The organism is Demequina subtropica (genome assembly GCF_000971235.1).
Lineage (GTDB): Bacteria > Actinomycetota > Actinomycetes > Actinomycetales > Demequinaceae > Demequina > Demequina subtropica.
In genome coordinates, this window is the sequence record NZ_BBMB01000004.1 from 86,988 (window position 1) to 111,635 (window position 24,648).

Here is a 24,648-nt window from a genome sequence, read left to right on the forward strand (position 1 = left end):
GCCCGCCGAGCGGCCCCGCCTGCGCGTAGGCGGGAGCCGAGAGGTCCTGAGGCGGATACCCGGCGCCAGGCGCGGGCTCCGCCTGCGGCGCATCGTGCGCGCCCACTCGGAACGGGGCGTCTCCTGCGCGGCGGCCGTACCGGGGCTCGTCGGCGGGGGTCGGCTCAGGCGCGCTGATCGGTGCCACAGGCGCGTCGACCGGCGCGGGCTTGGGCTCCGGCTCGACGACGGCCGCGGGGTTCGGTGCCGGTCCAGCGTCCACCGCGGGCGCTGGCGCGGGCTCCGGCGCGGGTTCGGGGTCGACGGCCGCGTCGGCGCTGTCGCCCGCGTCGCGGTTGGCGGACGCCGCGGGGCCGCTCGCCGGAGCGGCGTCGGGGCCGGGCGCGGCCTGCTCGTCCGCGGAGGGCCGGTCCTCGCCGACGGTCCCGGCCGCGGTGTCCCCGGCCACGGTGTCCCCGGCCACGGTGTCCTCGGCCGCGGTGTCCTCGACCACCACGGCATCGTCGCCGACCGATGCCGTGCCGCCCGAGGGGCCGGCCGCGACGACGGGCGCCGTCATGGGGGCCGCCTCAAGCGGCGCGGCGCCCACCGGCGAGGCGACAGGGGCGGGCGCGGGCGCAGCGATCGCGACCGGCGCGAGCGACGGCATGGGAAGCTGCAGCTGCTGCTGCGGCGCCGGCGAGCCGAGGCTCCGCTGGACGCCCACCATCGCGAACGCCTCGGCGGGCAGCGTCGAGGCGGCGACGAGCGCGGCGAGCTCGCCGTCGAGGTCGTCGTCCTCGACGGCCTCATCGTCGTCGCGCTCCTTGCTGCTGAGGCGCGGCTTGAGGTTCAGGCCGGCGGAGACCACGAAGGCGCCGAGGATCACGGTGTTGAGCAGGTTCCACATCGTCGCGAGGGTGAGGAACCCGTTGCCGACGTCGCGCCAGATCGCGACGGCCGAGGCGATCAGCAGGAAGGCGAGGAACAGCATCTGCGGGATCATGAAGTTGAACGGCGAGCTCTGCTTGAGCGTGCCCGTCGCCTGCCAGCCGACGTCCTTGCCCCGCAGGACGTTGAACAGCGCCTTCGTGTAGATGGGGAAGGACACGGTGGCAAGCGTCAGCGTCTCCCACTTGTAGGTCCCGAGCGTGAACCACGCGAGCGCGATCTGCATCGCGTAGAAGCCCGCGTAGTACAGCGTCCACTCGAGCATCGAGATCGACAGCGACACGGGCCGGAGGTCGAAGAAGATCTCGAGCGGCGGCACCAGCAGCAGCGGCAGGGGCGCGATGCCGGTGAGGTAGAACGATGCCGTGGTGAAGTACTGGAGCCGTTGGTCGAGAGTGAGCTTGGACCTGCGCGAGAACAGCGGGTGGGTGAAGAGGATCTCGAAGCCGCCGGTGGCCCACCGGAGCTGCTGCTTGGAGAAGGCCTCGACGTTGTCGGGCGCGTCGCCCACCGCGAGGACCTCGGGGATGAAGATCGACTTCCAGCCGCGCTCGTGCATCATGAGCGACGTCCAGACGTCCTCCGACTTCGAGTCCGTGTAGATGCCGTTGACGTCGAGCACGGCCTCGCGCCGGAACATCACGTTGGTGCCCACGCAGAACGCGGCGTTGAAGCGGTTCTTGCCTGGCTGGACGAAGCGATAGAAGACCGTCTGCATGTAGGCGGCGCCCTTGGCGATGACCGAGTGCGCCTCGTTGCCGTAGCTCTGGGGGGTCTGCACGAACGCGAGCTTGGGATCGATGAAGAACGGAAGCGTGTGCTCGATGAAGTCGGGCCGGGGGACGAAGTCCGCGTCGAACACCGCGAAGCACTCGCCCTTGGCGAGCGTCAGCGCGTGGTTGATGTTGCCCGCCTTCGCGCCGTGCGAGCTCAGGCGGCGGACGTAGCGCACGCCGATGCGGGCCGCGAGGTCGCGGACGTCGTCGCTGCGGCCATCGTCGAGGATCCAGGTGCGGTGCTCGCCGCGCATGTCGCGCGCGGCGGTCGCGGTGCGCTCGATCACCTCGAGCGGCTCGCCGTACACCGTGATGAGGATGTCCACCACGATCGGGCGGCCGCCGAGCAGGAGCGGCCACGTGGTGGGGTCGCCCTGGAGGTGCGCGTAAAGCCCGGCACGCGCCTGGTGCACCGCGAACGTCCGGGGGTTCTGGCCGCCCGCAAGGATGGTCCACATCGTCATGAGCGAGTGGAAGACCAGCACCAGCTCCGCCGACAGCACCATGACGTACGGCAGCGTGTCTCCGCGGTTGTCGGGGTTGAGCAGGAAGAGCGTGTACGCGAGGACCCCGATGGTCGCGATGATGACCAACGTGATGAGCACCGGCGACTGCTCTGAACCCATGTGCTGGTGGTCCGAGCGTGGCTCGGCGCGAGACGCGAGGGGATTCATCGGGGGCTCCTGGGGGACGGGCAACGTGTGCGTGTCGTATGGGGGGAGACGGCTACGCTGCCTGTCGCGGGATCCGCGGTCCGCCGATCGTCAAGGCGGGCCGGTCGACCTGGGTCCGGTCGACCTGCCCGACGTCCTCACACGCCCGGCGCACCCTCATGGTGTCGGATATCTCACAACCTCTACAAGGGTTTTCGGCCAACTCCCAGCCATCTTTACGGTAAAGGCGGAGGGTAAAATCCCACGTAGACGACAGAACGGGGCAAACTGTCGGCGCCTCAGCCCGCCGCGGCGATCCACGCGAGCAGCCAGGTGCGCGTGTCGCCGTCATCGATCGCGTCGTCCGGAAGGGAGATCGCGGCCTCCCAGGCCTCGGCGCGCTCCTCGTCACCCGCGAGCGCGCGGTACATGAGGAGGTAGTCGGCGAACATCGCGGGAAGGTTCGCGTCCCCCCACGCCTCATCGACCGCGGCGACGATGCTCTCGGCCGGCACCGCGGCGAGCGGGTCCATCGCTGCGGGCTGGCCGGGGATGATCTGGATGCCGAGCATCGCCGCAGGCTCGGCGCTGAACCACGTCGCGTAGTCGCGCTTCGCCCCCCACTCGATCGCGACGATGCCGTGCGCGAACTCGGGGAACTCCGACAGGTCGGGCGCGAGCCAGAGCCGCGTTGCGGCCTCGGACTCCGCGGACAGCATCCACCGCGCCGAGTCGCCCAAGGCGTCGTCGTCGGTCACCGCCGCCCACAGCGCCACGGCGTTCCAGGCGAGCACCGCCTCGGAGCTCGACTCCTGGTTGTTGCCATCCGCGAACGGGCTGATCCCGCTGGCCCACGAGTGTCCCGCGACGGGGTCGAAGGCGCGTCGCACCGGGAACGCCTCCGATGTCCCTGGCGCCGCGATGTCCTCCGCGACCAGGTCCATCACCGGAGCGATCCGCTCGGCCAGCTCGGAGTCGCGCGCGCCCGCGACCGCGGCGGCGTAGAGCAGGTAGCCGTAGTGGAAGTGATGATCGTTGAACTGCTCGGAGCCGAAGGCGGTGGCGAGGCCCACGACCCCCCGGAGGGTGGGGTCGTAGGTGAAGCAGCGCTCCGCCCGCGCGGCACAGCCGTCGGCCTCGCCCCACAGGTCGAGCTGCTCGGCGAGGCTGCGCTGCAGCCGCGCGGCCACCTCATCCTCGCCCAGCGCATCGGCCACCTGCACCAGGTTGGCGAGCCGGTACAGCGCCTTCGACCCGAAGTAGGTGTCCGCGGGGAGCTCGAGCGCGGCGTCGGCATCCGCGGCCAGCGCCTCCGCGATGGCCTCGCGCTCGGGGTCGGTGATCCCCGACAGGTCCAGCGATGCCGAGGGCTCGACCAGCGAGACGTCCCAGGACGCCTCCGCGGCGGCGCACACGGAGTAGGTCCCGTGGATCGTCGCGTACGTCCCGAGCGCGCACTCGAGGCCCTCCGCGCGGTCGGCGGGCACCGCGACCACGGTGGGCTCGTCCGCATAGGTCACCGTGGTGGTCGCCGCGTCGTCCAGGGTGAACGATGCGTCGGCGCCGCGCGCGAGCGGGCCCAGGGCGGCGGCGAACGCCGCGGCATCGCCGCCGTCGGGCACCGCGAACAGCTGCGCGGTGCCGCCGGGATCGAGCGACAGCGACGTGCCGTCCACCGAGCCCCCGTCGAGCGCGAGGCCGTAGGCGGTCTCGCCGACCGTCGCGGTCGCCACGCCGTCGCCCGCGTCCACGAAGGCCACGGAGAGGGTCGCCTCGGTCCCGCCGGCGGCCGTGAAGCCGATCACGGGAACGCCTTGCGCGAGCACCACGTCGACGGGTCCGAGCGTGAGCGTGGTCCCCACCGGGGTCGCCTCCGTCACCTCGCCGTAGCCGCTCGCGCCGGAGAACGTCACGGTGACGTCCGTGACGGCGGGCGCCACGATCGCGTTCTCGGAGGCGACGGGCCGGGTGAGCCCCGCCGCGAAGCCGCCGTCGACCGCCTGGAAGGACAGCGGCGTGGGGAACACCGGCAGGCCGGGGTCCCCGAAGGCGAGAGCCGAGTACCAGCGGTTCGTCGGCGGCACCACGTCCTCTCCCACCCGGGTGGCGACGGCCGCATCGGCCGCCGCGGGCAGGATCGAGGGGTCCGGGCCGTCGACGCGGACGCCCGGGCCACCGGAGGCGGTGCCCGATGCGCCGGGCGCCGCGGCGCCCGAGCATGCCCCGAGCGCGAGGGCGGAGGCCGCGATGATCGCCACGATGCCGGCCCTCACAGGCCCACCCGCCTCGCCAGGTCGCCCAGGGCGGCGCTCACGTCCGCGAGCGGGCCGTCGTCACGCAGCTCCAAGGTCGCATCCAGCGGGGTGCCGGGCTGCAGCAGGGCGTCCGAGGCGACGGTGCCGAGGTCGCTCGACTCCACGCGCGCGGTCACGTAGGCGGCGCCGTCGACGGTCTCGACCTGGAGGTCCTCGATGGCTCCCGTCGCGGTGCTGCCGTCCGGCAGCCGCAGCCGCACCGACGCGTGGTCGGCCACCCGTCCGAAGTCGCGTGTGGTGAGCTCGAACTCCGCCTCGACGTACTCGCTCTCGGCGGCGTCGATGGTGGCGATGACGGCGCCGGTCCCGGCGTACCCGCCCGCGTCGACCTCGATGGCGGAGACGGTGCCGTCCACGGCCGCACGGACGGTGACGGTGCCGTCCTTGGCGAAGGACCCGGTGATGGGCGTCGCGAGACCCTGGCGGATGTCGCGTGCGAGCGTGACGCTCTCGATGGTGAACAGGCGCTGCCCCTCGCGGACCAGGTCCCCCTCGTCGACGTAGCGTTCGAGCACGAGGCCACCGTAGTCGGTGCCCACGGCGTAGTGCTCCGTCTCGATCTGCGCCGAGGAGCTGAGCACCTGCGTCTGCCGGCGGTTGAACACGAGCGTCGCGGCGGCGACGAGCAGGAGCACGGCGAGCATGCCCGCGACCAGCTTGAATCGGTTGCCCCAGGTCATCGTCGTGCCTCCCTTCGTGCGCGGCGTCCCACGAGCGGCGCCGGCTCCTCGGCGGCCGGGGGACGATGCGCGAGCAGCGTGGTGGGCGGAGCATCGTGCACGCGGGTGGCCCCCGCATGCGCGGGCTCGGCGGAGCGGGTGCCGACCGTTGCCCAGGCGGGCGCCCGGCGCCCCTCGGACTCGCGCGCGGCGATGCCCGCGGTGACCTGCTCGGGGCGGGCGACCACCGTGGCGGGCTCGCGCGGCGCATCGTCCGCGGGGGCCGTCGGCGGGGCCAGGTCGCGGCCCTTGCGCAGCGCGCGCGCCTCTCGCCGCGCCGCGAGCAGGAACGCCCCGAGGATCACCGTGTTGGTGACGTTCCATGCGGTCGCGAGCGTGGGCACGCGGTTGTCCCAGTCGCGCCACACCGCCACCACCGAGGTGAGCAGGAGGAACTCGAAGAAGAGCACCTGCGGCACGATGAAGTTGAACGGCGAGCGCGCCCGGGTGGACCCCGTGGACGTCCAGCCCACGTCCCGCTGCGTGAAGGCGTTGACGAAGGCCTTGAGGTAGATGGGGAAGGACACCGTCGACAGGGTCAGCGTCTGCCAGCGGAAGGACCCGAGCGTGAACCACGCGAGCCCGATCTGCATGAGGTAGAAGCCGGCGTAGAAGAACAGCCAGGTCCCCACCGAGATGGACAGCGCCATGGGGCGCAGGTCGAAGTAGATCTCGAGGGGCGGCACCAGGAGCAGGAGGAGCGGCGCGATGCCCGTGAGGTAGAACGTCGCCGTCACGAGGTACTGGATGCGCTGGTCCGCCGTGAGGTTGCGGCGCGGGCTCAGCGGGTTGTGGGTGAGCAGGATCTCGAAGCCCCCGGTCGCCCAGCGCAGCTGCTGCTTCGCGTATGCCTCGACGGTGTCGGGCGCGTCCCCGACGGCGAGCACGGTGGGGATGTAGACGGACCGCCACCCTCGCTCGTGCATGAGGATCGACGTCCACACGTCCTCGGACTTCGAGTCGGTGTAGATGCCGCCTACGTCCTCGACCGCGGCGCGGCGGAACACCACGTTGGTGCCGACGCAGAACGCGGCGTTGAAGCGGTTCCGGCCCGGCTGCACGAAGCGGTAGAAGACGGCCTGCATGTAGCCCGCGCCCTTGGCGATGGTGGTGTGGAGGTTGCCGTACGTCTGCGGCGTCTGCACGAAGGCGACGTCGTCGTCGACGAAGAACGGCACCGTCTCGAGCAGGAAGCGCGGGTCCGGGACGAAGTCGGCGTCGAAGATCGCGAACAGCTCGCCCTTGGCCAGCGTGAGCGCGTGGTTGACGTTGCCCGCCTTCTGGCCGCCCGAGCTGAGGCGGCGCACGTAGCGCGCGCCGAGCTCCTCGGCGAGGTCCCGGACCTGGTCGCTGCGGCCGTCGTCGAGCACCCACGTCCGGTGCCTGCCGTGCAGCGCGACCGCCGCGGCGACGGTGCGCCGGATGGTCTCGATGGGCTCGCCGTAGACGGTGATGAACACGTCGACCGTGATGCGCCGCCCTCCGAGCTGGAAGGGCCAGGCGGTCGGCGCGCCGGCGGCGGAGCGACCGAGCAGGTGCTCGCGTGCCTGGTGGAACGAGTAGCCGCGCGGGTCGACGGCGCCCGCCAGGATGGTCCACATCGACAGGAGCGCGTGGAACACGAGCACGGACTCCGCCGAGATGACGAGCACCCACGGGATCACGTCGCCGCGGTTCGCAGGGTTCAGCAGGAACCCGGAGTAGACCAGGATCCCGAGCGTGGCGAGCACCACGAGCAGGGTGAGGACGGGGGAGTGGCCCGTCGCGCGGTCCCGGGAGACCGGCGGCGGTGAGGCGTCGAGCGATCGCATGATCGGCTCCTCTCGGCGCAGGCGAGCATTCGCGTGGGTGCGGGAGGTGAGGATCGGCGGCGTTGGCGGCGGCGCTCCCGTGCGGGGCGCCCTGCGGTGCAACTGCGGGTCGATGCGTGGCCACTGTAGGCACGGCGGCGCAGAGATGGTCAAGTGCAAACGATCTGTTCGCGGTGCCTGCGGTCGGATTCGAGGCTTCCTGTTGCAAGCGTTTACATCGCCCGCTACGCTCGCGCACATTCGGACATCTCGCATCACAACGTCGTGAACCGGCCACACCGACGTGGCCCCGAACCAGGGAGTACCCCTTGTCCAAGACCGCGCTGTCCACGCCCCCCACCACCCGCGGCATCGCCGCGCTCCTGGCTGCAACGCTCGCCGTGGCGTTCGCCGCCCTCACCGGGGTCGCCGCGCCCTCGGCCGCGGCGGATCGCACGTTCGCCCTCGTCGGCGACCTGCAGTCCGAGCTCGGCTGCACCGGCGACTGGCAGCCCGAGTGCGCCGAGACCGAGCTCGCCGCGACCGGCACCCCGGACCTCTACGCGGCCGAGTTCGACGTCCCCGCCGGCTCCTTCCAGTACAAGGTCGCGGTGGACGACGCCTGGGACGAGTCGTACGGTCTCGACGGCGGCGCGGTCAACATCCCGCTCGCGCTCCCGTACCCCGCGACGCTGCGCTTCCTTTTCGACGACGCGGCCAAGCGCGTCGGCCTCGAGGTCGTCTCGATCGAGGGCGGCTACACCGCGGCGGACGATGCGCTCGTCGCCGACCCGGTGCGCCAGGCGGGCGCCGACGAGCAGTTCTACTTCGTCATGACCGACCGCTTCGCCAACGGCGACGCCTCGAACGACGAGGGCGGGCTCACGGGCGACAGCCTCACCACGGGCTTCGACCCCACGGACAAGGGCTTCTACAACGGCGGCGACCTCGCGGGCCTGGCCGCCAACCTCGACTACATCGAGGGGCTCGGGACCACGGCCATCTGGCTCACGCCGTCGTTCAAGAACCGTCCGGTCCAGGGCGTGGGATCCGATGCGAGCGCCGGCTATCACGGCTACTGGGTCACGGACTTCACGCAGATCGACCCACACCTGGGCACCAACGAGGAGCTCGAGGCGCTCATCGCCGACGCGCACGCGCGCGGCATCAAGGTCTACTTCGACATCATCACCAACCACACCGCGGACGTCATCGACTACGAGGAGGGCGAGTACTCGTACATCGAGCAGGCCGACCAGCCGTACCTGACCGCCGCCGGCGACCCGTTCGACCCCGCCGACTACGCGGGCACCGGGACGTTCCCCGACCTCGACGCCGCCACCTCGTTCCCCTACACGCCGGTGGTCGCCGCCGAGGATGCCGACCTCAAGGTCCCGTCGTGGCTCAACGACCCGACGCTCTATCACAACCGCGGCGACTCGACCTGGACGGGCGAGTCGGTGACGTACGGCGACTTCGTGGGCCTCGACGACCTCATGACGGAGCACCCGACGGTGGTCGAGGGGTTCGTCGACGTGTACGAGGGTTGGATCGACCTCGGGATCGACGGCTTCCGCATCGACACCGCGAAGCACGTGAACTTCGAGTTCTGGGAGCAGTGGAGCGAGGAGGTGCTCGCGTACGCGCAGGCCAACGGCAAGCCGGACTTCTTCATGTTCGGCGAGGTCTACGACGCGGACCCGGTCAAGCTCGCGCCGTACATCCGCGACACCGACATGAGCTCGGTGCTCGACTTCACCTTCCAGTCCTCCGCGGTGAGCTTCGCGAGCGGAAACTCGGCCAAGGGGCTGAGCACGCTGTACGCGGGCGACGACCTCTACACGACCCCGGACAGCTCGGCGACGGCGCTCCCGACGTTCCTGGGCAACCATGACATGGGCCGCGTCGGCTACTTCATGCGCAACACGGACGCCCCGCTCGAGCGGACGATGCTCGCCAACGAGCTGATGTTCCTCGGCCGCGGCCAGCCGGTGGTCTACTACGGCGACGAGCAGGGCTTCGTGGGCGCGGACCCGGGCAACGACAAGAGCGCGCGCCAGTCGCTCTTCGCGTCGCAGGTGGCCGAGTACACCGACCAGGCGCTGCTCACCGGGGAGACCGTCGGCAGCGTCGACCGTTACGACACCGACGCGCCGGTCTACGAGCAGATCGCCGAGCTCTCCGCGCTGCGCGAGGCCTACCCCGCGCTCAGCACGGGCGCGCAGATCGAGCGCTACGTCTCCGACGGCGCCGGCGTCTACGCGTTCTCGCGCGTGGATCCCGACGAGCGCGTCGAGCACCTCGTCGCGCTCAACAACACCGGCGCCGACGTCACGGTCGACATCCCGACGCTCACGGCGGGCGCCACCTTCGACGGCGTCTACGGCACGTCCGCCGCGGTGACCGCGGACGATGCGGGGGTGGCCACGGTGACCGTGCCCGCCCTGGGTGCCGTGGTCCTGCGCGCGGACGGCGAGGTGAGCGCGCCCGCCGAGGCGGCGGCGCTCACGGTGACGGCGCCGAGCGCCGGCGCCGAGGCCTCCGGGCAGCTCGCGGTGAGCGCCGTGGCCGACGGCGCGTGGCGCGAGACGAGCTTCGCGTGGCGCGTGGTCGGCTCCGACGAATGGACCGCGCTCGGCACGTCGGAGGATGCGACGCCGCGGGTGTTCCACGACGTCCCCGACCTCGCGGACGGCACGCTGCTCGAGTACCGCGCGGTGTCCGTCGACGCGGCGGGCCAGGTGTCCGCGGCGTCGACCTACGCCTCGATCGGCCACGCCGTGTCGCTGACCGTGGAGGAGGAGCCGGAGGTGACCTACGACTCGGTCACCATCGCGGGCGACCTCCAGTCGGAGATCGGCTGCGCGGGCGACTGGGACCCGGCCTGCGAGGCCGCGATGCTCACCGAGGGGCCCGCCGGGATCTGGACGGGCACCTTCGACGTGCCGGCCGGCGACTGGCAGTACAAGGTCGCGATCGACGGCTCGTGGGCCCTCAACTTCGGTGCGAACGGCGTCCAGGACGGCCCGAACATCGCGATCACGCACGGCGGGGGAGAGATCACCTTCTACTTCGACGCGCGCAGCAGCATCGTGCAGTCGACGGCCGAGGGCCCCATCGTCACGCTGCCCGGCTCCTACCAGTCGGAGATCGGCTGCCCGGGCGACTGGGATCCCGGCTGCCTCCTCAGCCTCATGGCGGACGGCGACAAGGACGGCGTCTACACCTTCTCCACCACCGCCATCCCGGCGGGCGCCTACGAGCTCAAGGTCGCGCACGGCATGAGCTGGGACGAGAACTACGGTCAGGACGGCGTGCCGGGCGGCGCCAACATGTCCTTCTCCACGGACGATGGCGAGATGGTGACGTTCACCTACACGCTCGCGACTCACCTCCTCGAGATCGAGGTCGCGAACCCGCCGCTGCCCGGCACGGGAGAGTCGAGCGCGTACTGGATCGATGCGGAGACCCTCGCCTGGCCCGCCGACCTGGGCGCCGGTGACGCCTTCCGGCTGTACTCGTCGTCCGATGCGGCGCTCGCGATCGCGGACGGCGCGGTGACCGGTGGCGAGGGGGTCGACCTGGCCGTGATCCCCGAGGGGCTGACCGATGCGCAGCTCGAGCGCTTCCGCGCGCTCGACGGCTACGTGGCGCTGCACCTCGACGCGTCCCGCGAGGACGTGCAGGAGCTCCTGCGCGGCCAGCTCGCGGTCGCGCAGACGTCCGGCGACGAGCTCGCCGCCTTCACGGGCGTCCAGATCGCGGGCGTGCTGGACGACCTCTACGCGGACGCGGCCGCCGGCGCCGGGCTCGGCGCGGTCTACGGCGACGGCGGGCTCGCGCTCAGCGTCTGGGCGCCCACCGCCCAGCAGGCGACGCTCCTCACCTGGGCCCCCGGCGCGACGGGCGACCCGGCGCGCCACGAGGCGTCGCTGGATGCGGCGACGGGCATCTGGTCCGTCGAGGACGATGCCCTCGACGGTGTCGAGTACCTCTGGGAGCTGGACGTCTACGCCCCCAGCACGGGTGCGATCGAGACCAACCAGGTGACCGACCCGTACTCGGTCGCGCTCACCCTCAACTCGGAGCGCTCGGTCGCGATCGACCTCTCCGACCCCGAGTGGCGCCCGGAGGCGTGGGAGGACACCCCGTCGCCGATCGTCGAGCGCGCGGTGGACCAGACCATCTACGAGCTCCACATCCGCGACTTCTCGATCGGCGACGAGTCGGTTCCCGAGGCTGAGCGCGGCACCTACCTCGCGTTCACCGAGGACGGCACGGGCCGCGCCCAGCTGCGCCAGCTCGCGAAGGCGGGCATCACCACGGTGCACCTGCTGCCGTCCTTCGACCTCGCGACCATCGAGGAGGACCGCTCGGCGCAGCTCGAGCCCGACTGCGACCTCGAGTCGTTCGCGCCCGACTCCGACGAGCAGCAGGCCTGCGTCATGGCGGTGGCCGACAAGGACGGTTTCAACTGGGGATACGACCCGTTCCACTACACGGTGCCGGAGGGCTCGTACGCGGTGGACGCGGACGGCGGCGCTCGCGTGAGCGAGTTCCGCCAGATGGTCGGCGCGCTGCATGAGGACGGCCTCCAGGTGGTGCTCGACCAGGTGTTCAACCACACGGCGGCCTCGGGTCAGGCGGAGCGGTCGGTCCTCGATCGGGTGGTGCCGGGCTACTACCAGCGGCTCAGCGCGACCGGCAGCATCGAGACGTCCACGTGCTGCCAGAACGTCGCGACCGAGAACGCGATGGCCGGCAGGCTCATGGTCGACTCGGTGGTGACGTGGGCCAAGGAGTACAAGGTCGACGGCTTCCGCTTCGACCTCATGGGCCACCACTCGCGCCAGAACATGCTCGACGTCCGTGCCGCGCTCGATGCGCTCACGCTCGAGGACGACGGCGTCGACGGCTCGGCGATCTACCTCTACGGCGAGGGCTGGAACTTCGGCGAGGTCGCCGACAACGCGCTGTTCGACCAGGCGACGCAGGGCCAGCTGGGCGGCACGGGCATCGGCACGTTCTCCGACCGCCTGCGCGACGCCGTCCACGGCGGCAGCCCGGTCGACGGCTCGTCGACGTTCAAGCAGGGGTTCGGCACCGGGCTCGGCACGGACCCGAACGGCGATCCCATCAACGGCACGGACGAGGAGGCCCTGGCCGATCTCGCGCACCAGACCGACCTGGTGAAGCTCGGCCTCGCGGGCAATCTCCGCGCCTACGAGCTGACCGCCTCCACGGGCGAGGTGCTCCGCGGCGACGAGCTCGACTACCGCGGCTCGCCCGCCGGCTACGCCGACGAGCCCGACGAGGTGATCACTTACGTCGACGCCCACGACAACGAGACGCTGTTCGACCTCGGGGTCTTCAAGCTCCCGACCGACACGTCGATGGCGGACCGCATCCGCATGAACACGCTGTCCCTGGCCACCACCGCGTACGCCCAGACGCCCTCGTTCTGGCACGCGGGCACCGAGCTGCTGCGCTCGAAGTCGCTCGACCGCAACAGCTACAACTCGGGCGACTGGTTCAACAGGGTCGACTGGACGGGGCAGGAGTCGACGTTCGGCTCCGGGTTGCCGCCGGCCGCCGACAACTCCTCGAAGTGGGAGATCATGGCGCCGCTGCTCGCCGACGAGTCGCTCAAGCCCGCCGCGGAGGACATCGCGACGGCCGAGGCCGCCGCGCTCGACCTCCTCGAGGTCCGCACCGAGGTGCCGCTCCTGCGCCTGGGCTCGGCGCACCTCATCGAGCAGAAGGTGACGTTCCCGGGCTCGGGCACGGACGCGACACCGGGGCTCATCGTCATGCTCATCGACGACCTGGTGGGCGAGGACGTGGACCCGAAGCTGGCCGGCGCGCTCGTGGTCTTCAACGCGTCGCCGGACGCGATCACCGAGACTCTCCCGGAGCTCGCGGGCCGCAAGTTCGGCCTCACCCCCGCGCTCGCCAAGGGCTCCGACCCGGTGGTGAAGACCACGGGCTTCTCCTTCAAGACGGGCACCGTGACCATCCCCGCGCGCACCGTCGCGGTGCTGGTCGAGGGCCAGTCGAAGGGTGGGGACAAGGGCAACGGCTCGGGCCACGGCAAGGGCCACGGCAAGGGCGGCCGCGGCGACGAGCACGGCGCGGGCAAGCCGGCGCTGCGCTAGGACGTGCGGGGCCCCTCGGGGGAGTGTCCGCTCCCGGGGCGCCCCGCGCATCGTCCCCCATGGGGTCCCGCCCCGGCCCGCCTCTGCCTCGTGGGAGGCGTGGTCAGCCCACGTGGATGCCGCACTCCGTCTTGCCCTGGCCGGCCCAGCGGCCCGAGCGCGGGTCCTCGCCCGGCGCGACGGGCTTGGTGCAGGGAAGGCAGCCGATGCTCGGGTAGCCCTGCGCGACCAGGGGGTTCCGCGGGAGGGCGTGCGCCTCCTGGTAGGCCTCGACCGCCGCATCGTCCCACAGCGCGAGCGGGTTGATCTTGACCAGCCCGTGCTTGGCGTCCCAGGACACCACCGGCATCTCGGAGCGGGTGAGCGCGTCGACGCGGCGCGCACCCGTCACCCACGCGGCGTATCCGCCGAGCGCCTTCTTCAGCGGGTCCACCTTGCGCATCTGGCAGCACAGCCCGGGATCGCGCGCGAACAGGTCCTTGCCGTAGGCCGCATCCTGCTGCTCGACCGTGAGCTCGGGCGTCACGTCGACGATCGTCACGGGGAAGGCCGCGGCCGCCGCGTCGCGCGTGGCCACGGTCTCGGCGAAGTGGTACCCCGTCTCGAGGAACAGCACGTCGACGCCCTCGAGCCGCGTGCCGAACAGGTGCGGCAGGATCGTGTCCTGCATCGACGCCGCGATCGCGAGCCCATGGCCGAAGGTCGCGACCGCCCAGTCGGCGATGTGCGAGGCGCTCGCGGTGAGCAGGCGCTCGTTGACCTCCGCGCACGTCTCGGGCGTCCACTCCGCGGGGTTGAGGAGGGTGAGCGACGCGGCGCCCAACCCTGGCAGCGTCATCGGATCAGCTCCTCGTCGACCCGGAAGGCCCAGTCCGCGAACTGCTCGCCGTCCTCGCGCGTGTCCAGGTAGTTCTGGGTGACGCGCTCGACGTACTCGGGCATGCCCTTCTCGGTGACCTTGTGCGCGCGGATCTTGCGCCCGAAGTCGTTGTCCTCGCCGCGGCCCAGGCGTCCGCCCAGGTGGACCTGGAAGCCGGGGACCTGCTCGCCCGACTCCTCGTCCAGCACCAGCTGGCCCTTGAAGCCGATGTCCGCGATCTGCACGCGGGCGCACGAGTTCGGGCAGCCGTTGACATGCACGGTGATGGGGTTGTCGAGCGTGGGGAACTTCTGGTCGAGCACCTTCACCACCTCGCGTGCGGTGGCCTTGGTCTCGACGATCGCGAGCTTGCAGTACTCGATTCCGGTGCACGCGATGACGTTGCGGTGGAACTCGCCGGGATCAGACTCGAGCTCGAGCGCGCGCAGGCCGTTGACCACGTCGGAGACCCGGTCCTCGGGGATGTCGAGGATGAGGATCTTCTGGAGCGGCGTGAGGCGGATGCGGTCCGAGCCTACGGACTCCGCGATCTCCGCGATGCGCTGGAGCTTGGTGCCGGAGATGCGGCCGGCGACCGGCGCCACGCCCACGTACCAGCGGCCGTCCTTCTGCTGGTGGATGCCCACGTGGTCGCCGCGATCGCCCGGCGTCGCGGTCCGGGGGGCGGGGCCCTCGGGGAGCTCGTAGCCCAGGTAGTCGTCCTGGAGCACCTGGAGGAACTTCTCCGGGCCCCAGGCCTTGAGCACGAACTTGAGGCGGGCGCGGGTGCGAAGGCGTCGGTAGCCGTGGTCGCGGAAGATGCTGACCACGCCCTTCCAGACCTCGTGCGCGATCTCGGGCTTCACGAACACGCCCAGACGGGCCCCGAGCATCGGGTTCACCGAGAGCCCGCCGCCCACCCACAGGTCGTAGCCGATGCCCAGCTCGGGGTGCTCGACGGCGCAGAACGCGATGTCCTGGACCTCGTGCAGGATGTCCGGGACCGGCTGCCCCGTGAAGGCGGTCTTGAACTTGCGCGGCAGGTTCGAGAACTCGGGGGAGCCGATGTAGAGCTCCTTGATCTGCTCGATCTGCGGGGTCGGGTCGATGAGCTCGTCCTTCGAGACCCCCGCGACGGGCGAGGCGAGGATCACGCGCGGGACGTCGCCGCAGGCCTCCTCGGAGCCGAGCCCCACGGCCTCGGTGCGGCGGAAGATCTCCGGCACGTCCTCGATGCGGATCCAGTGGAGCTGGATGTTCTGGCGGTCGGAGACGTCGGCGGTCTCGCGGCCGAACTCGCTCGAGATGAGGCCGATCTCGCGGGCCTGGGCGACCGAGAGCTGGCCGCCGTCCGACCGGACCCGGAGCATGAAGTACTCGTCGTCCAGCTGGTGGGGCTCGAGGATCGCGGTCTTGCCGCCGTCGATCCCCGGGCGGCGCTGCGTGTACAGGCCCCACCAGCGGAAGCGGCCGCGGAGGTCGGTGGGCGGGATCGACCAGAAGCCCCACTTCGAGTAGAGGTTCTCGATGCGACCGCGGACCTCGAGCGGGTCGCCGGTCGACTTGAACTCCTCGTTGGGGTTGAGGGGCGTGCGGTCGCCCGCGGCCCACTGGCCGTCCTTCGACGCGGTGTTCTTGCGCGCGGCGGCCTCGCGGGTGCGGATGAGGCGCGCCTCCTCGCGGTGGCGGCGGCGCTCCTCGGCGTCGCTCAGCGCCTGAGGGGCTGGGGCGTTGGCCCCGGTCTGCTCGGTGGTGGTGCTCACAGCGGCTCCAGGAGTGTTCAGGAGGGGGAGCTACGGCGTGGCGAGATAGCGCTCGTCAGGCCGAGCGCCCTGGGGATGGTTGGGGACGATCCGTGGGCGACTCAGGCCGACAGACACATGGCACAGCAAACGCGGCACCGGGGTGCCGAGACGTTCGCCGAGGTAGCCATGGCGGCGATGATGACACATCATCCGCTCGGTTGTGAACCCCTTTCGGGCGATTCGGCCAGGGACCAGGGTCCTGGTTACCAGGCGCTATGCCCCCGGGGGTGTCGGCGCTCGGGGCCTTTCGGCCCGACCTCGAGGACGATGCGGTGCCTACCCTGGCGCGAGGGCGGCCGCACGTGCCGCGATCGGGAGGCCGCATGTGCGGGCAGGATCGCTTCGACGTCGCCGGATTCCTGCGCGACCTCGACCGGGTCTTCGCCGAGCATCGCGGCGCCGCCGATGCCGAGCCTCTCGTCGTCGCCGCCCTTGCCGGGTGCCGCGCGCGCGGCGACAGCGCCGCCGAGCTCACCGTCGTGAACGAGGCGATGGGGTTCTACCGCTCGGTGAGCAGGCACGACGATGCGCTCGCGATGGCCGCGCGTGCCTCGGACCTGGTCGCCGAGCTGGGCCTCGCGGGCACGGAGGCGGCCGCGACCACGCGCATCAACGTCGCGACCGCGCAGCGTGCGGCGGGAAGGTTCGCGGAGGCGCGCGAGAGCTACGACCGTGCGCTGAGCGATGCGACGGCGGTCATGGGGCCGCGCGACCGGCGCCTCGCCGCGCTCCGCAACAACCTCGCGCTGCTGCACTCCGACCTCGGCGACCACGCGGCTGCCGCGCGGGAGCTCGAGGCGGCGATCGCGATCCTCGAGGCATCCTCCGTCAATCCCGGCTCGGACCTCGACCTCGCGTCGAGCCGCACCAACCTCGCGCTCGAGCTCTTCCGGGTCGGGCGCACCGAGGAGGCCGCGGCGCATGCCGGGTCGGCGATGGAGATCTACCGCCGCGGCGCGCATGAGCGCGACCCGCACTATGCCGCCGCGCTCGCCGGGCACGCCGAGGCGAGCCTGCGGCTCGGCCGCGCGGCCGATGCGGTCGACGCCTATGCCCGCGTCCTCGAGGTGGTCGAGGAGTGCTACGGGCGCGGTTCCGAGGCGTACGCCGTGACCGCCGACAACCTCGCCGAGGCGCGCGCCGCGCTCGCGGCGGGCCCGGAGGCGTCGCCCGCGGAGCGGACACCCGCGCCCGCGCCGGCGGCTCCTTCCGACGTCCCCGAGCCTCTCACCGGTCTCGAGCTCGCGCGCTCCTACTGGGAGCACGTGGGCCTTCCGATGCTCGAGGAGCGTCATCCCGGGCTGATGGCACGCGCGGCGGTGGGCCTCGTGGGGCACGGCTCGGACCGCTACGGCTTCGACGATGCGCTGTCGCGCGATCATGACTGGGGCCCGGGCTTCTGCGTCTGGCTCACCGACGACGACCTGGCGCGGCACGGCGAGCGCCTTCAGGCCGACTACGACGCGCTGCCGCGCGAGCACCGCGGGCACGTCTGGGCGGCCGAGACGTCCCGCGCCGCGGACCGGCGCGTCGGGGTGTTCGGGATCGGGGACTTCTTCGAGGGCCTCACCGGGCATCGTGAGGCGCCCGCCCCGGATCAGGCGCACGCGTGGCTGCTGCTCGACGAGGCGACGCTCGCGGCTGCGACCAACGGCGCAGTGTTCCGCGACCCGCTGGGCGCGTTCTCGCGGGTGCGGGACGGCTTCCGCCGGATGCCCGACGACGTCCGGGTCGCGCTGATCTCTCGACGCCTCGGGATGATGGCGCAGGCGGGGCAGTACAACGTGCCGCGCATGCTCGCCCGCGGCGACGGCGAGGCCGCGTGGCTGTCCGTGGCCGAGTTCGTGGCGGCCGCATCGTCCGCCGTGTACCTGCTCAACCGGCCCTCCGCGGTCGGCTACCTGCCGTACTACAAGTGGCGCTTCGCGGCGCTGCGCGCGCTCGCGGCGCGGCCCGCATCGCGCCTTCCGGGGGTGCACGAGACGCTGTCCGACGCGGTGAGGCTCGCGTCCGCGGCGTGCCTGGGCGGGGCGGGCTTCGGGGAGGGCGGCGCCGGGTCGGGCCCCGCGCGCGAGCGGCTCGAGGCGGCGATCGCGGAGGCATGCGCGCAGGTGGCGGCCGAGCTGCGCGTGCAGGGGCTGTCGCGCTCGGGGGCCGAGTTCCTCGAGGACCACCGGGCCGAGCTGCGCGCCCGCATCCGCGACCCGTGGCTGCGGGACCTGTGAGGACGGTGGCATGACCGAGACCTACGAGGAGCGCGCCGCGCGGCTCGAGCGGGCGCGCGAGGTGGTCGCGCTCGAGTGGGAGCAGTTCCAGCGGGTGCGCGGCGAGGACGGCCGCGCCTCGTGCCAGGACAACCCCGCGGAGTTCGAGGTCCAGCGGCTGGGGCAGTTCATGACCTGGCCGATGCCGCTGCTGGACTCGTACCTGGCCGACCTGGCCGATGCCGAGCGTCGCGGGAGGAACCTGCTCACCGAGAAGTACGCCCGGATGATGGAGCCGGTCGAGCCCGAGCGCTACGCGCGCGAGCTCGCGCCCCACCTGCCGGTGCTCGATGCGGGGCGCATCGCGGCGCAGGAGCGGATCGTGGGGCGTCAGGTCGCATGGGCGCGCGACTTCCACGCGCGCTATCCCGCGCTCGGATCGGGGATGCGGGTGATCGCGACCGTCGAGGACACGCGCGACGCGACGTCGTTCGAGACGTACCTGCGGGGCGAGCTGGGGACGTACTCGGACGCGACCCTCGCGCTCTACGCCGCGCTGGTCGAGGACCTCGCGGCGACGGGCCAGAACCTCACGTGGCGCACCGTCGCGTACACGGCGATCCTCGCCGGCTACGAGGATCTTGACGCCGCCGAGGCGGCGCACCGGCGGTAGCGCCCGCATCGGCCGGACGGCACCCGGTCGCATACCCCGGAGGGCATTTACCAGGCGTGATGCCCCGGGGGGTACCTGTCGTGGGGTGCTGGTGGGACGCTCGCATGACGTGTCTATACTCTGGTGCCGTTCGCCGGGCCCGGGAGTGGCGGACCTTGTCCCCCTCCCCGGATGCACCTGCACGCAAGCACCTGAGGAGATCGCTGTGACGACCGAACGCCCGCTCCGGATCGCCATCATCGGCGCCGGTCCGGCCGGCACCTATGCCGCCGACATCCTGTCCAAGACCGACCTCAACGTGTCGATCGACATCATCGAGCGCCTGCCCGCGCCCTTCGGCCTGGTCCGCTACGGCGTGGCCCCGGACCACCCGCGCATCAAGCAGATCATCGTCGCGCTCGCGAACGTCATCGGCCGCGGCGACATCCGCCTGCTGGCCAACGTCGACGTGGGCACGGACATCACCCTCGAGGAGCTCCGCGAGCACTATGACGCGGTGATCTTCGCGACCGGCTCCTTCAAGGATGCGGACCTCGACATCCCTGGTATCGAGCTGGAGGGCTCGTTCGGCGCCGCCGACTTCGTGTCCTGGTACGACGGCCACCCGGACGTGCCCCGTACCTGGCCGCTCGAGGCCAAGGAGGTCGCCGTTGTGGGCGTCGGCAACGTCGCGCTCGACGTCGCCCGGATCCTCGCGAAGCACGTCAAGGACCTCATGCCGACGGAGATCCCGGCGAACGTGGTGAAGACGCTCGAGGCGTCGCCCGTCACCGATGTCCACGTGTTCGGCCGCCGCGGGCCGGCGCAGGTGAAGTTCTCGCCGCTCGAGCTGCGCGAGCTGGGCCACGTGCCCGACGTCGACATCGTCGTGTACCCGGAGACGGACTACGAGTTCGACGAGGCCTCGATGGAGGTCGCGGAGAACAACAAGCAGCAGAAGCAGGTGGTGAAGACGCTCACCGACTACGCGCTCAAGGAGCCCGGCACCGCGTCGCGCCGCATCCACCTGCACTTCCTCCAGAGCCCGACCGAGGTGCTCGGCGAGGACGGCAAGGTGGTCGGCATCCGGATGGAGCGCACCGCGCTCCAGGGCGACGGCAACGTCAAGGGCACGGGCGAGCTCATCGACTACCCGGTGCAGGCCGTGTACCGCGCCGTCGGCTACTGGGGCACCGAGATCGAGGGCATCCCGTTCAACGACGCCAAGGGCACCATCCGCAACGAGGGCGGCCGCGTGGTCGACGAGTCGGGCGAGCGGCTCCAGGGCTACTACGCGACCGGCTGGATCAAGCGCGGCCCGGTAGGGCTCATCGGCCACACCAAGTCCGACGCCTCGGAGACCATCGCGAACCTGGTCGAGGACGCCCCGGGCCTGTACGCCGAGTCCAAGGCGACGCCCGCCGGCCTCAGCCCCGACAACGTGCTGCGGCTGCTCAAGTCGCGCGGCGTGCCGGTGGTCCAGTGGGAGGACTGGGAGATCCTCGACGCCCACGAGCGTGCGATCGGCGAGCCGCACGGCCGCGAGCGCATCAAGGTGGTCCCGCGCGAGGAGATGACCGAGATCGCGCTGAGCCGCGCGGTCCACAACGTCTCGCCCTGAGATCGACCCCGGCAGGGGTGGCGTGAGGCCGGCGCGACGGGGATTGCCGTCGCGCCGGCCTCACGCGTCTCCCCGGGCGGCGCGTAGCGGCACCGCGTGCCTTTGCAACGTGGCAGGATTCCCCGCAGGGGGGAACCGGGGCGCGCCTGCGTCCGTTCTCCGTCCGAGGGAAACGGAGGACACGTGGGCAGGAAGTACTTCAACGGGCTGAAGACCACCGGTCTGTTCGTCGCGCTGTGGGCGGTGATGCTCACGCTCGGCACGTTCATCGGCAACGGCCAGTACCTGTGGATGTTCGCCCTGTTCTCGGTCTTCGGTACGGCCTTCGGTTACTGGAACTCCGCGACGCTCGCGATCCGCGCGATGCATGCGCGCCCCGTCACCGAGGTCGAGCAGCCCGCGATGTACCGCATCGTCCGAGAGCTCAGCCAGCAGGCCAACCAGCCGATGCCGCAGCTGTACGTCTCGCCCACCGCGGCCCCGAACGCCTTCGCGACGGGACGCAACCCGCAGAACTCCGCGGTGTGCTGCACCGAGGGCATCCTCGAGCTCCTCGACGAGCGCGAGCTGCGAGGCGTCCTGGGCCACGAGCTCATGCACGTCTACAACCGCGACATCCTCATCGGCTCGGTCGCGGCGGCCTTCGCGGGCATGATCACCGCGGTGGCGCAGATGCTCTTCTTCTTCGGGGGCGGCCGCGACAGCCGGGACAACCCGCTGGGCATCTTCGGCCTGCTCGCGATGCTCATCCTCGCGCCCATCGCCGCGAGCCTCATCCGCATGGCGATCTCCCGCACTCGCGAGTACGACGCGGACGAGGACGGCTCGACGCTCACCGGCGACCCGCTCGCGCTCGCCTCGGCCCTGCGCAAGCTCGAGCAGGGCACCAAGGCGCGTCCGCTCAAGGACACCCCGCAGCTCGAGAACGTCTCGCACATGATGATCGCGAACCCGTTCCGGGGCGAGGGCGTGGCGAACCTGTTCGCGACGCACCCGCCCATGGACCAGCGCATCGCGCGTCTCGAGGAGATGGCGCGCTCGCGCGGCTACCTGCGCTGACGCATCGTTCGGCGGGGCTGTCGGACCCCCGGCCTAGCGTGGGCCCATGAGCACCCTCGAAGGGCGCGGCGGCACCGCGCTCTTGGTCATCGACATGCAGGTCGACGTGGTCGCGCAGGCCGTCGACCGTGACGGCGTGATCGCGCACACCAGCCTGTACTGGCGCTATCAGAGCGCGCCGGGCAAGGAGGCGAGCGTGAGGGACGCCGCGGAGGTCGCGTTCGGCTAGCGGGGGCTACCCGCGGCGCGTGAAGGTCACGTGCGTGACCCCGCTCGGCGTGCTGGTCGCGCTCGTCTCGAAGCGCGCCTCGAGCCCTTCGAGGCCTTGCCACAGGCTCACGCCGCGGCCGAGGACGATCGGCACCACGACCACGTGAAGGTGGTCCACCAGGTCCTCGGCCAGAAACTCCTTGACCGAGGTCGGCCCGCCTCCTAGGCGCACGTCGAGGCCGCCCGCGAGGACACGTGCCTCGGCGAGCGCGTCGGCGGGGGCCGCGTTGCGGAACAGGAACGTCGTCTCCCCGAGCACCAGGGGATCGCGCGGCCGGTGCGTGAGCACGATCACCGGCGTGTGGAACGGCGGCTCGTCGCCCCACCAGCCGCGCCAGCCCGCATCGTCCTGCCAGCCCGGCGGCCCGAACTTCCTCGCCCCCATGATCTCCGCGCCGATGCCCTCGAAGGACCGCCGGGCGAACGCATCGTCCGGAGTCTCCGGCGCATCGTCGCCTTGGAGCGACGCCCACGTGGCGGTGTCCTTGAACCACTCCATGAGCCGCATCCCGGCGTGCCCGAACGGCGCGTCGAGGCTCTGATCGACGCCCGTGGCGAAGCCGTCGAGGGAGACCGCGAGGTTGTGCACCCGCACCAGGGACATGGGGGCAGTCTCGCATCGGGCGGGGTCCCGCGCGCGGGGTGCCCTTCACACGTGTGCGCGGTTCGCGTAGTTTGCGACGGGTGAGGCGAGACCACTGGAGGCGTGTCAACGCGGCGCTCGACCCCGAGCGCGACTTCGTCGAGATCTACCGGAACCTGGTCATGCACGAGTTCCCGTGGGACATGAACCAGTCGCTCAGCTTCGCGCTGTTCCGCACCTACGCCGTGCCGGGCATCGGGCGGCTGCTCGATCAGACCGGCGAGTTCACGTCGCGCGCGCAGAAGCGCTACGACGACACGGCGCTGCTGCTCGAGACGCCCACCCGGCTGGGCTTCGGCGACCCCGAGGCGCGTGCCGCGATCCGGCGCGTCAACCAGATGCATCGCGCGTACGACATCCCCGACCACGAGTTCCGCTACGTGCTCTCCACCTTCGTGGTGGTGCCGGCGAGGTGGATGGAGGCGTACGGGAAGAGGCCGTTCTCGCCCGCGGAGGTGGAGGCGTCGGTGCGCTACTACCGCGAGCTCGGGCGGCACATGGGCATCCCGGACGTGCCTGAGACGTACGACGGCTTCGCAACGCTCATGGATGGCTACGAGTCGGAGCACTTCGCCTTCGACGAGGGTGCCCGGCGCGCGGCCGATGCGACCCTTGCGCTCATGCTGACGTTCCGCCCGCGCGTGCCCGCCCGGGTGATGGAGCCGTTCAGCCGCGCGCTCATGGACGATGCGCTCCTCGACGCCTTCCGCTACCGGAAGCCGTCGCGCGTGGTCGTCGCCGCGGCGCGCGGCGGGGTGCGGCTGCGCGGTCGGCTCGCCGGGCTCATGCCCGCGCGAGCGAAGGCGACGCAGGTGGCCGACCTCCCCTGGATCCGCAGCTACCCCGACGGGTATCGGGTCGAGGATCTCGGGACGTTCCCGAGCGGCTGCCCGGTCCACCGCGACGAGGCCGAGCGCCCGTCAGCGTGATCCGCGCGCCCGCGCCTCGTCGACCACCTTGCCGATGCGCCGTGCGCGCGTATCCGCGCCCTTGGCCTGCTCGATCACGCGGATGTGCTGGCGGCGTTGGCTGACGGTGAGCGAGTCGAAGGCCGCACGCGCGGCCGGCTCGGCGTCGAGTGCATCCGCGAGGTCCTGCGGCTCGTCCGCGGCGAGCGGCTCGAGATCGAGCGCCACGTCCACCTCGACCTGGTCGCCGGTGGCCACGCCCGCGGCGGCACGGTTCGCGGTGCTCAGGCCGATGAGGTGCCGGCCGCGCATCTTCGCGATCGCGGTGCGCCAGGCATGGCCGTTGACGGTGACCACCACCCGCGGACGGGCCCCGCCGCCGAGGTCGTCGACCACGGCGGCGGGCACCTCGAGCCCTTTCATGGGCTCGAGCGGCTCGACGGTCGCGTGGAACCGCATCGTCCCGTGACCGTCAGCGGAAGTTGACGAACTGCAGCGCGGCGTCCACGTCCGCGCCCTTGAGCAGCGCGATGGTCGCCTGGAGGTCGTCGCGCGACTTCGAGGTGACGCGCAGCTCGTCGCCCTGGATGAGCGCCTTGACGGACTTGGGGCCCTCGTCGCGGACCAGCTTGGTGAGCTTCTTCGCGACGTCCTGCGCGATGCCCTCCTTGACCTTCGCGACCAGGCGGAACTCCTTGCCCGACGGCTGGGGCTCGCCCCACTCGAGCGCCTTCATCTCGATCTGGCGCTTCGCGAGCTTCGCGATGAACACGTCGAGGACGGCCTTGACGCGCTCGGGGCTGTTGGCCTTCATGAGGACGTCCTCGCCCGAGAACTCGATCGAGGCGCCCACGCCCTTGAAGTCGTAGCGCTGGTTGATCTCCTTGGCCGCCTGGTTGAGGGCGTTGTCGACCTCCTGGCGGTCCACCTTGGACACCACGTCGAAGCTGCTGTCGCCTGCCATCTCATCCTCCATCTCGGCGCGACCGAGGCGCCGTGGTTGCTTGCGGGTGAGGGCCGCGGGACGCGATTCGCGTTCGGCCCTCGATCCTTGCTATCCTTCCATGCGCGCCGCTCGCGGCGCACTGGCGGGTTGCCCGAGCGGCCAAAGGGAGCTGACTGTAAATCAGCCGTCACTGACTTCGGGGGTTCGAATCCCTCACCCGCCACCAGAAGAGCGCCCCTCCCGGGATCGGGAGGGGCGCTTTCGCGTCCCCCTGACAGTGCGGACGGAGCTCGCGGCGACACGCCGGGTCGCGGGGCACGATGCGCGAGTTCGCTCGGCGTGT

The 24,648-nt window shown here is 71.5% G+C and carries 16 protein-coding genes and 1 tRNA gene; 8 read left to right on the forward strand and 9 right to left on the reverse strand.

Annotation, left to right across the window (positions count from 1 at the left end; genetic code table 11):
• From AOM06_RS15125 to AOM06_RS04055, 4 genes are all read right to left on the reverse strand, one after another.
• The coding region (locus AOM06_RS15125) for a glycosyltransferase family 2 protein (protein WP_267127763.1) at positions 1-2,332 on the reverse strand (2,332 nt) is incomplete at its 3' end.
• Between the two features lie 326 nt (positions 2,333-2,658).
• On the reverse strand, positions 2,659-4,632 hold the full coding sequence (locus AOM06_RS04045; RefSeq protein WP_062303155.1) for a glycosyl hydrolase: 1,974 nt from the start codon (positions 4,630-4,632) through the stop codon (positions 2,659-2,661).
• Positions 4,629-5,354 (reverse strand): efflux RND transporter periplasmic adaptor subunit, encoded by a 726-nt coding sequence (locus tag AOM06_RS04050; protein WP_062303158.1) that lies wholly within the window; start codon positions 5,352-5,354, stop codon positions 4,629-4,631. Before AOM06_RS04050 ends, AOM06_RS04045 begins: the two co-directional genes overlap by 4 nt.
• A complete protein-coding gene (locus tag AOM06_RS04055; RefSeq protein ID WP_062303160.1) occupies positions 5,351-7,204 on the reverse strand; it encodes a glycosyltransferase family 2 protein in 1,854 nt (617 codons plus the stop codon). Before AOM06_RS04055 ends, AOM06_RS04050 begins: the two co-directional genes overlap by 4 nt.
• A gap of 308 nt (positions 7,205-7,512) precedes the next feature.
• On the opposite strand from AOM06_RS04055, the gene pulA reads away from it, so the two are divergent.
• The gene (pulA, locus tag AOM06_RS04060) at positions 7,513-13,338 is read left to right on the forward strand and encodes a pullulanase-type alpha-1,6-glucosidase (RefSeq protein WP_228372848.1); all 5,826 of its coding nucleotides are present in this window, start codon (positions 7,513-7,515) and stop codon (positions 13,336-13,338) included.
• 103 nt (positions 13,339-13,441) lie between these two features.
• On the opposite strand, the gene AOM06_RS04065 is transcribed toward pulA, so the two are convergent.
• Together AOM06_RS04065 and AOM06_RS04070 are read right to left on the reverse strand one after the other, a co-directional pair.
• On the reverse strand, positions 13,442-14,176 hold the full coding sequence (locus AOM06_RS04065) for a phosphoadenylyl-sulfate reductase (protein ID WP_082105299.1): 735 nt from the start codon (positions 14,174-14,176) through the stop codon (positions 13,442-13,444).
• Entirely contained in the window at positions 14,173-15,960 is a 1,788-nt protein-coding gene (locus AOM06_RS04070) for a nitrite/sulfite reductase (RefSeq protein WP_062303163.1), read from the reverse strand. The genes AOM06_RS04065 and AOM06_RS04070 overlap by 4 nt, the downstream gene beginning before the upstream one ends.
• Positions 15,961-16,325: 365 nt before the next feature.
• On the opposite strand from AOM06_RS04070, the gene AOM06_RS04075 reads away from it, so the two are divergent.
• The 5 genes from AOM06_RS04075 to AOM06_RS14990 all read left to right on the forward strand — a co-directional run bounded on the left by AOM06_RS04075 (position 16,326) and on the right by AOM06_RS14990 (position 21,767).
• Positions 16,326-18,227 (forward strand): DUF4037 domain-containing protein, encoded by a 1,902-nt coding sequence (locus tag AOM06_RS04075; protein WP_062303165.1) that lies wholly within the window; start codon positions 16,326-16,328, stop codon positions 18,225-18,227.
• Positions 18,228-18,237: 10 nt separating this feature from the next.
• Positions 18,238-18,879, forward strand: coding sequence for a DUF4125 family protein (locus AOM06_RS04080; protein ID WP_062303167.1), 642 nt, complete (start codon positions 18,238-18,240; stop codon positions 18,877-18,879).
• Positions 18,880-19,084: 205 nt separating this feature from the next.
• The gene (locus AOM06_RS04085; RefSeq protein ID WP_062303169.1) at positions 19,085-20,479 is read left to right on the forward strand and encodes an FAD-dependent oxidoreductase; all 1,395 of its coding nucleotides are present in this window, start codon (positions 19,085-19,087) and stop codon (positions 20,477-20,479) included.
• Positions 20,480-20,662: 183 nt separating this feature from the next.
• Entirely contained in the window at positions 20,663-21,538 is an 876-nt protein-coding gene (gene htpX / locus AOM06_RS04090; protein WP_062303172.1) for a zinc metalloprotease HtpX, read from the forward strand.
• A gap of 46 nt (positions 21,539-21,584) precedes the next feature.
• Positions 21,585-21,767 carry a hypothetical protein gene (locus AOM06_RS14990; RefSeq protein WP_062303174.1) on the forward strand — a complete coding sequence of 61 codons (183 nt, stop codon included), beginning with the start codon at positions 21,585-21,587 and terminating at the stop codon, positions 21,765-21,767.
• 6 nt (positions 21,768-21,773) lie between these two features.
• Here AOM06_RS14990 and AOM06_RS04100 read toward each other — a convergent pair whose 3' ends face one another.
• The gene (locus AOM06_RS04100) at positions 21,774-22,412 is read right to left on the reverse strand and encodes a dihydrofolate reductase family protein (RefSeq protein WP_062303176.1); all 639 of its coding nucleotides are present in this window, start codon (positions 22,410-22,412) and stop codon (positions 21,774-21,776) included.
• 80 nt (positions 22,413-22,492) lie between these two features.
• On the opposite strand from AOM06_RS04100, the gene AOM06_RS04105 reads away from it, so the two are divergent.
• A complete protein-coding gene (locus AOM06_RS04105) occupies positions 22,493-23,380 on the forward strand; it encodes an oxygenase MpaB family protein (protein WP_228372849.1) in 888 nt (295 codons plus the stop codon).
• Here AOM06_RS04105 and AOM06_RS04110 read toward each other — a convergent pair.
• The gene (locus AOM06_RS04110) at positions 23,372-23,818 is read right to left on the reverse strand and encodes a YdeI/OmpD-associated family protein (protein ID WP_062303180.1); all 447 of its coding nucleotides are present in this window, start codon (positions 23,816-23,818) and stop codon (positions 23,372-23,374) included. The two genes, AOM06_RS04105 and AOM06_RS04110, sit on opposite strands and share 9 nt — an antisense overlap.
• A 13-nt stretch (positions 23,819-23,831) precedes the next feature.
• Positions 23,832-24,323, reverse strand: a complete 492-nt coding sequence (locus AOM06_RS04115) for a YajQ family cyclic di-GMP-binding protein (RefSeq protein ID WP_062303182.1) — start codon at positions 24,321-24,323, stop codon at positions 23,832-23,834.
• A gap of 123 nt (positions 24,324-24,446) precedes the next feature.
• Between AOM06_RS04115 and AOM06_RS04120 the strand changes: the two genes are divergently transcribed.
• Positions 24,447-24,531: transfer RNA gene (locus AOM06_RS04120), tRNA-Tyr, on the forward strand.
• Positions 24,532-24,648 lie beyond the last annotated feature (117 nt).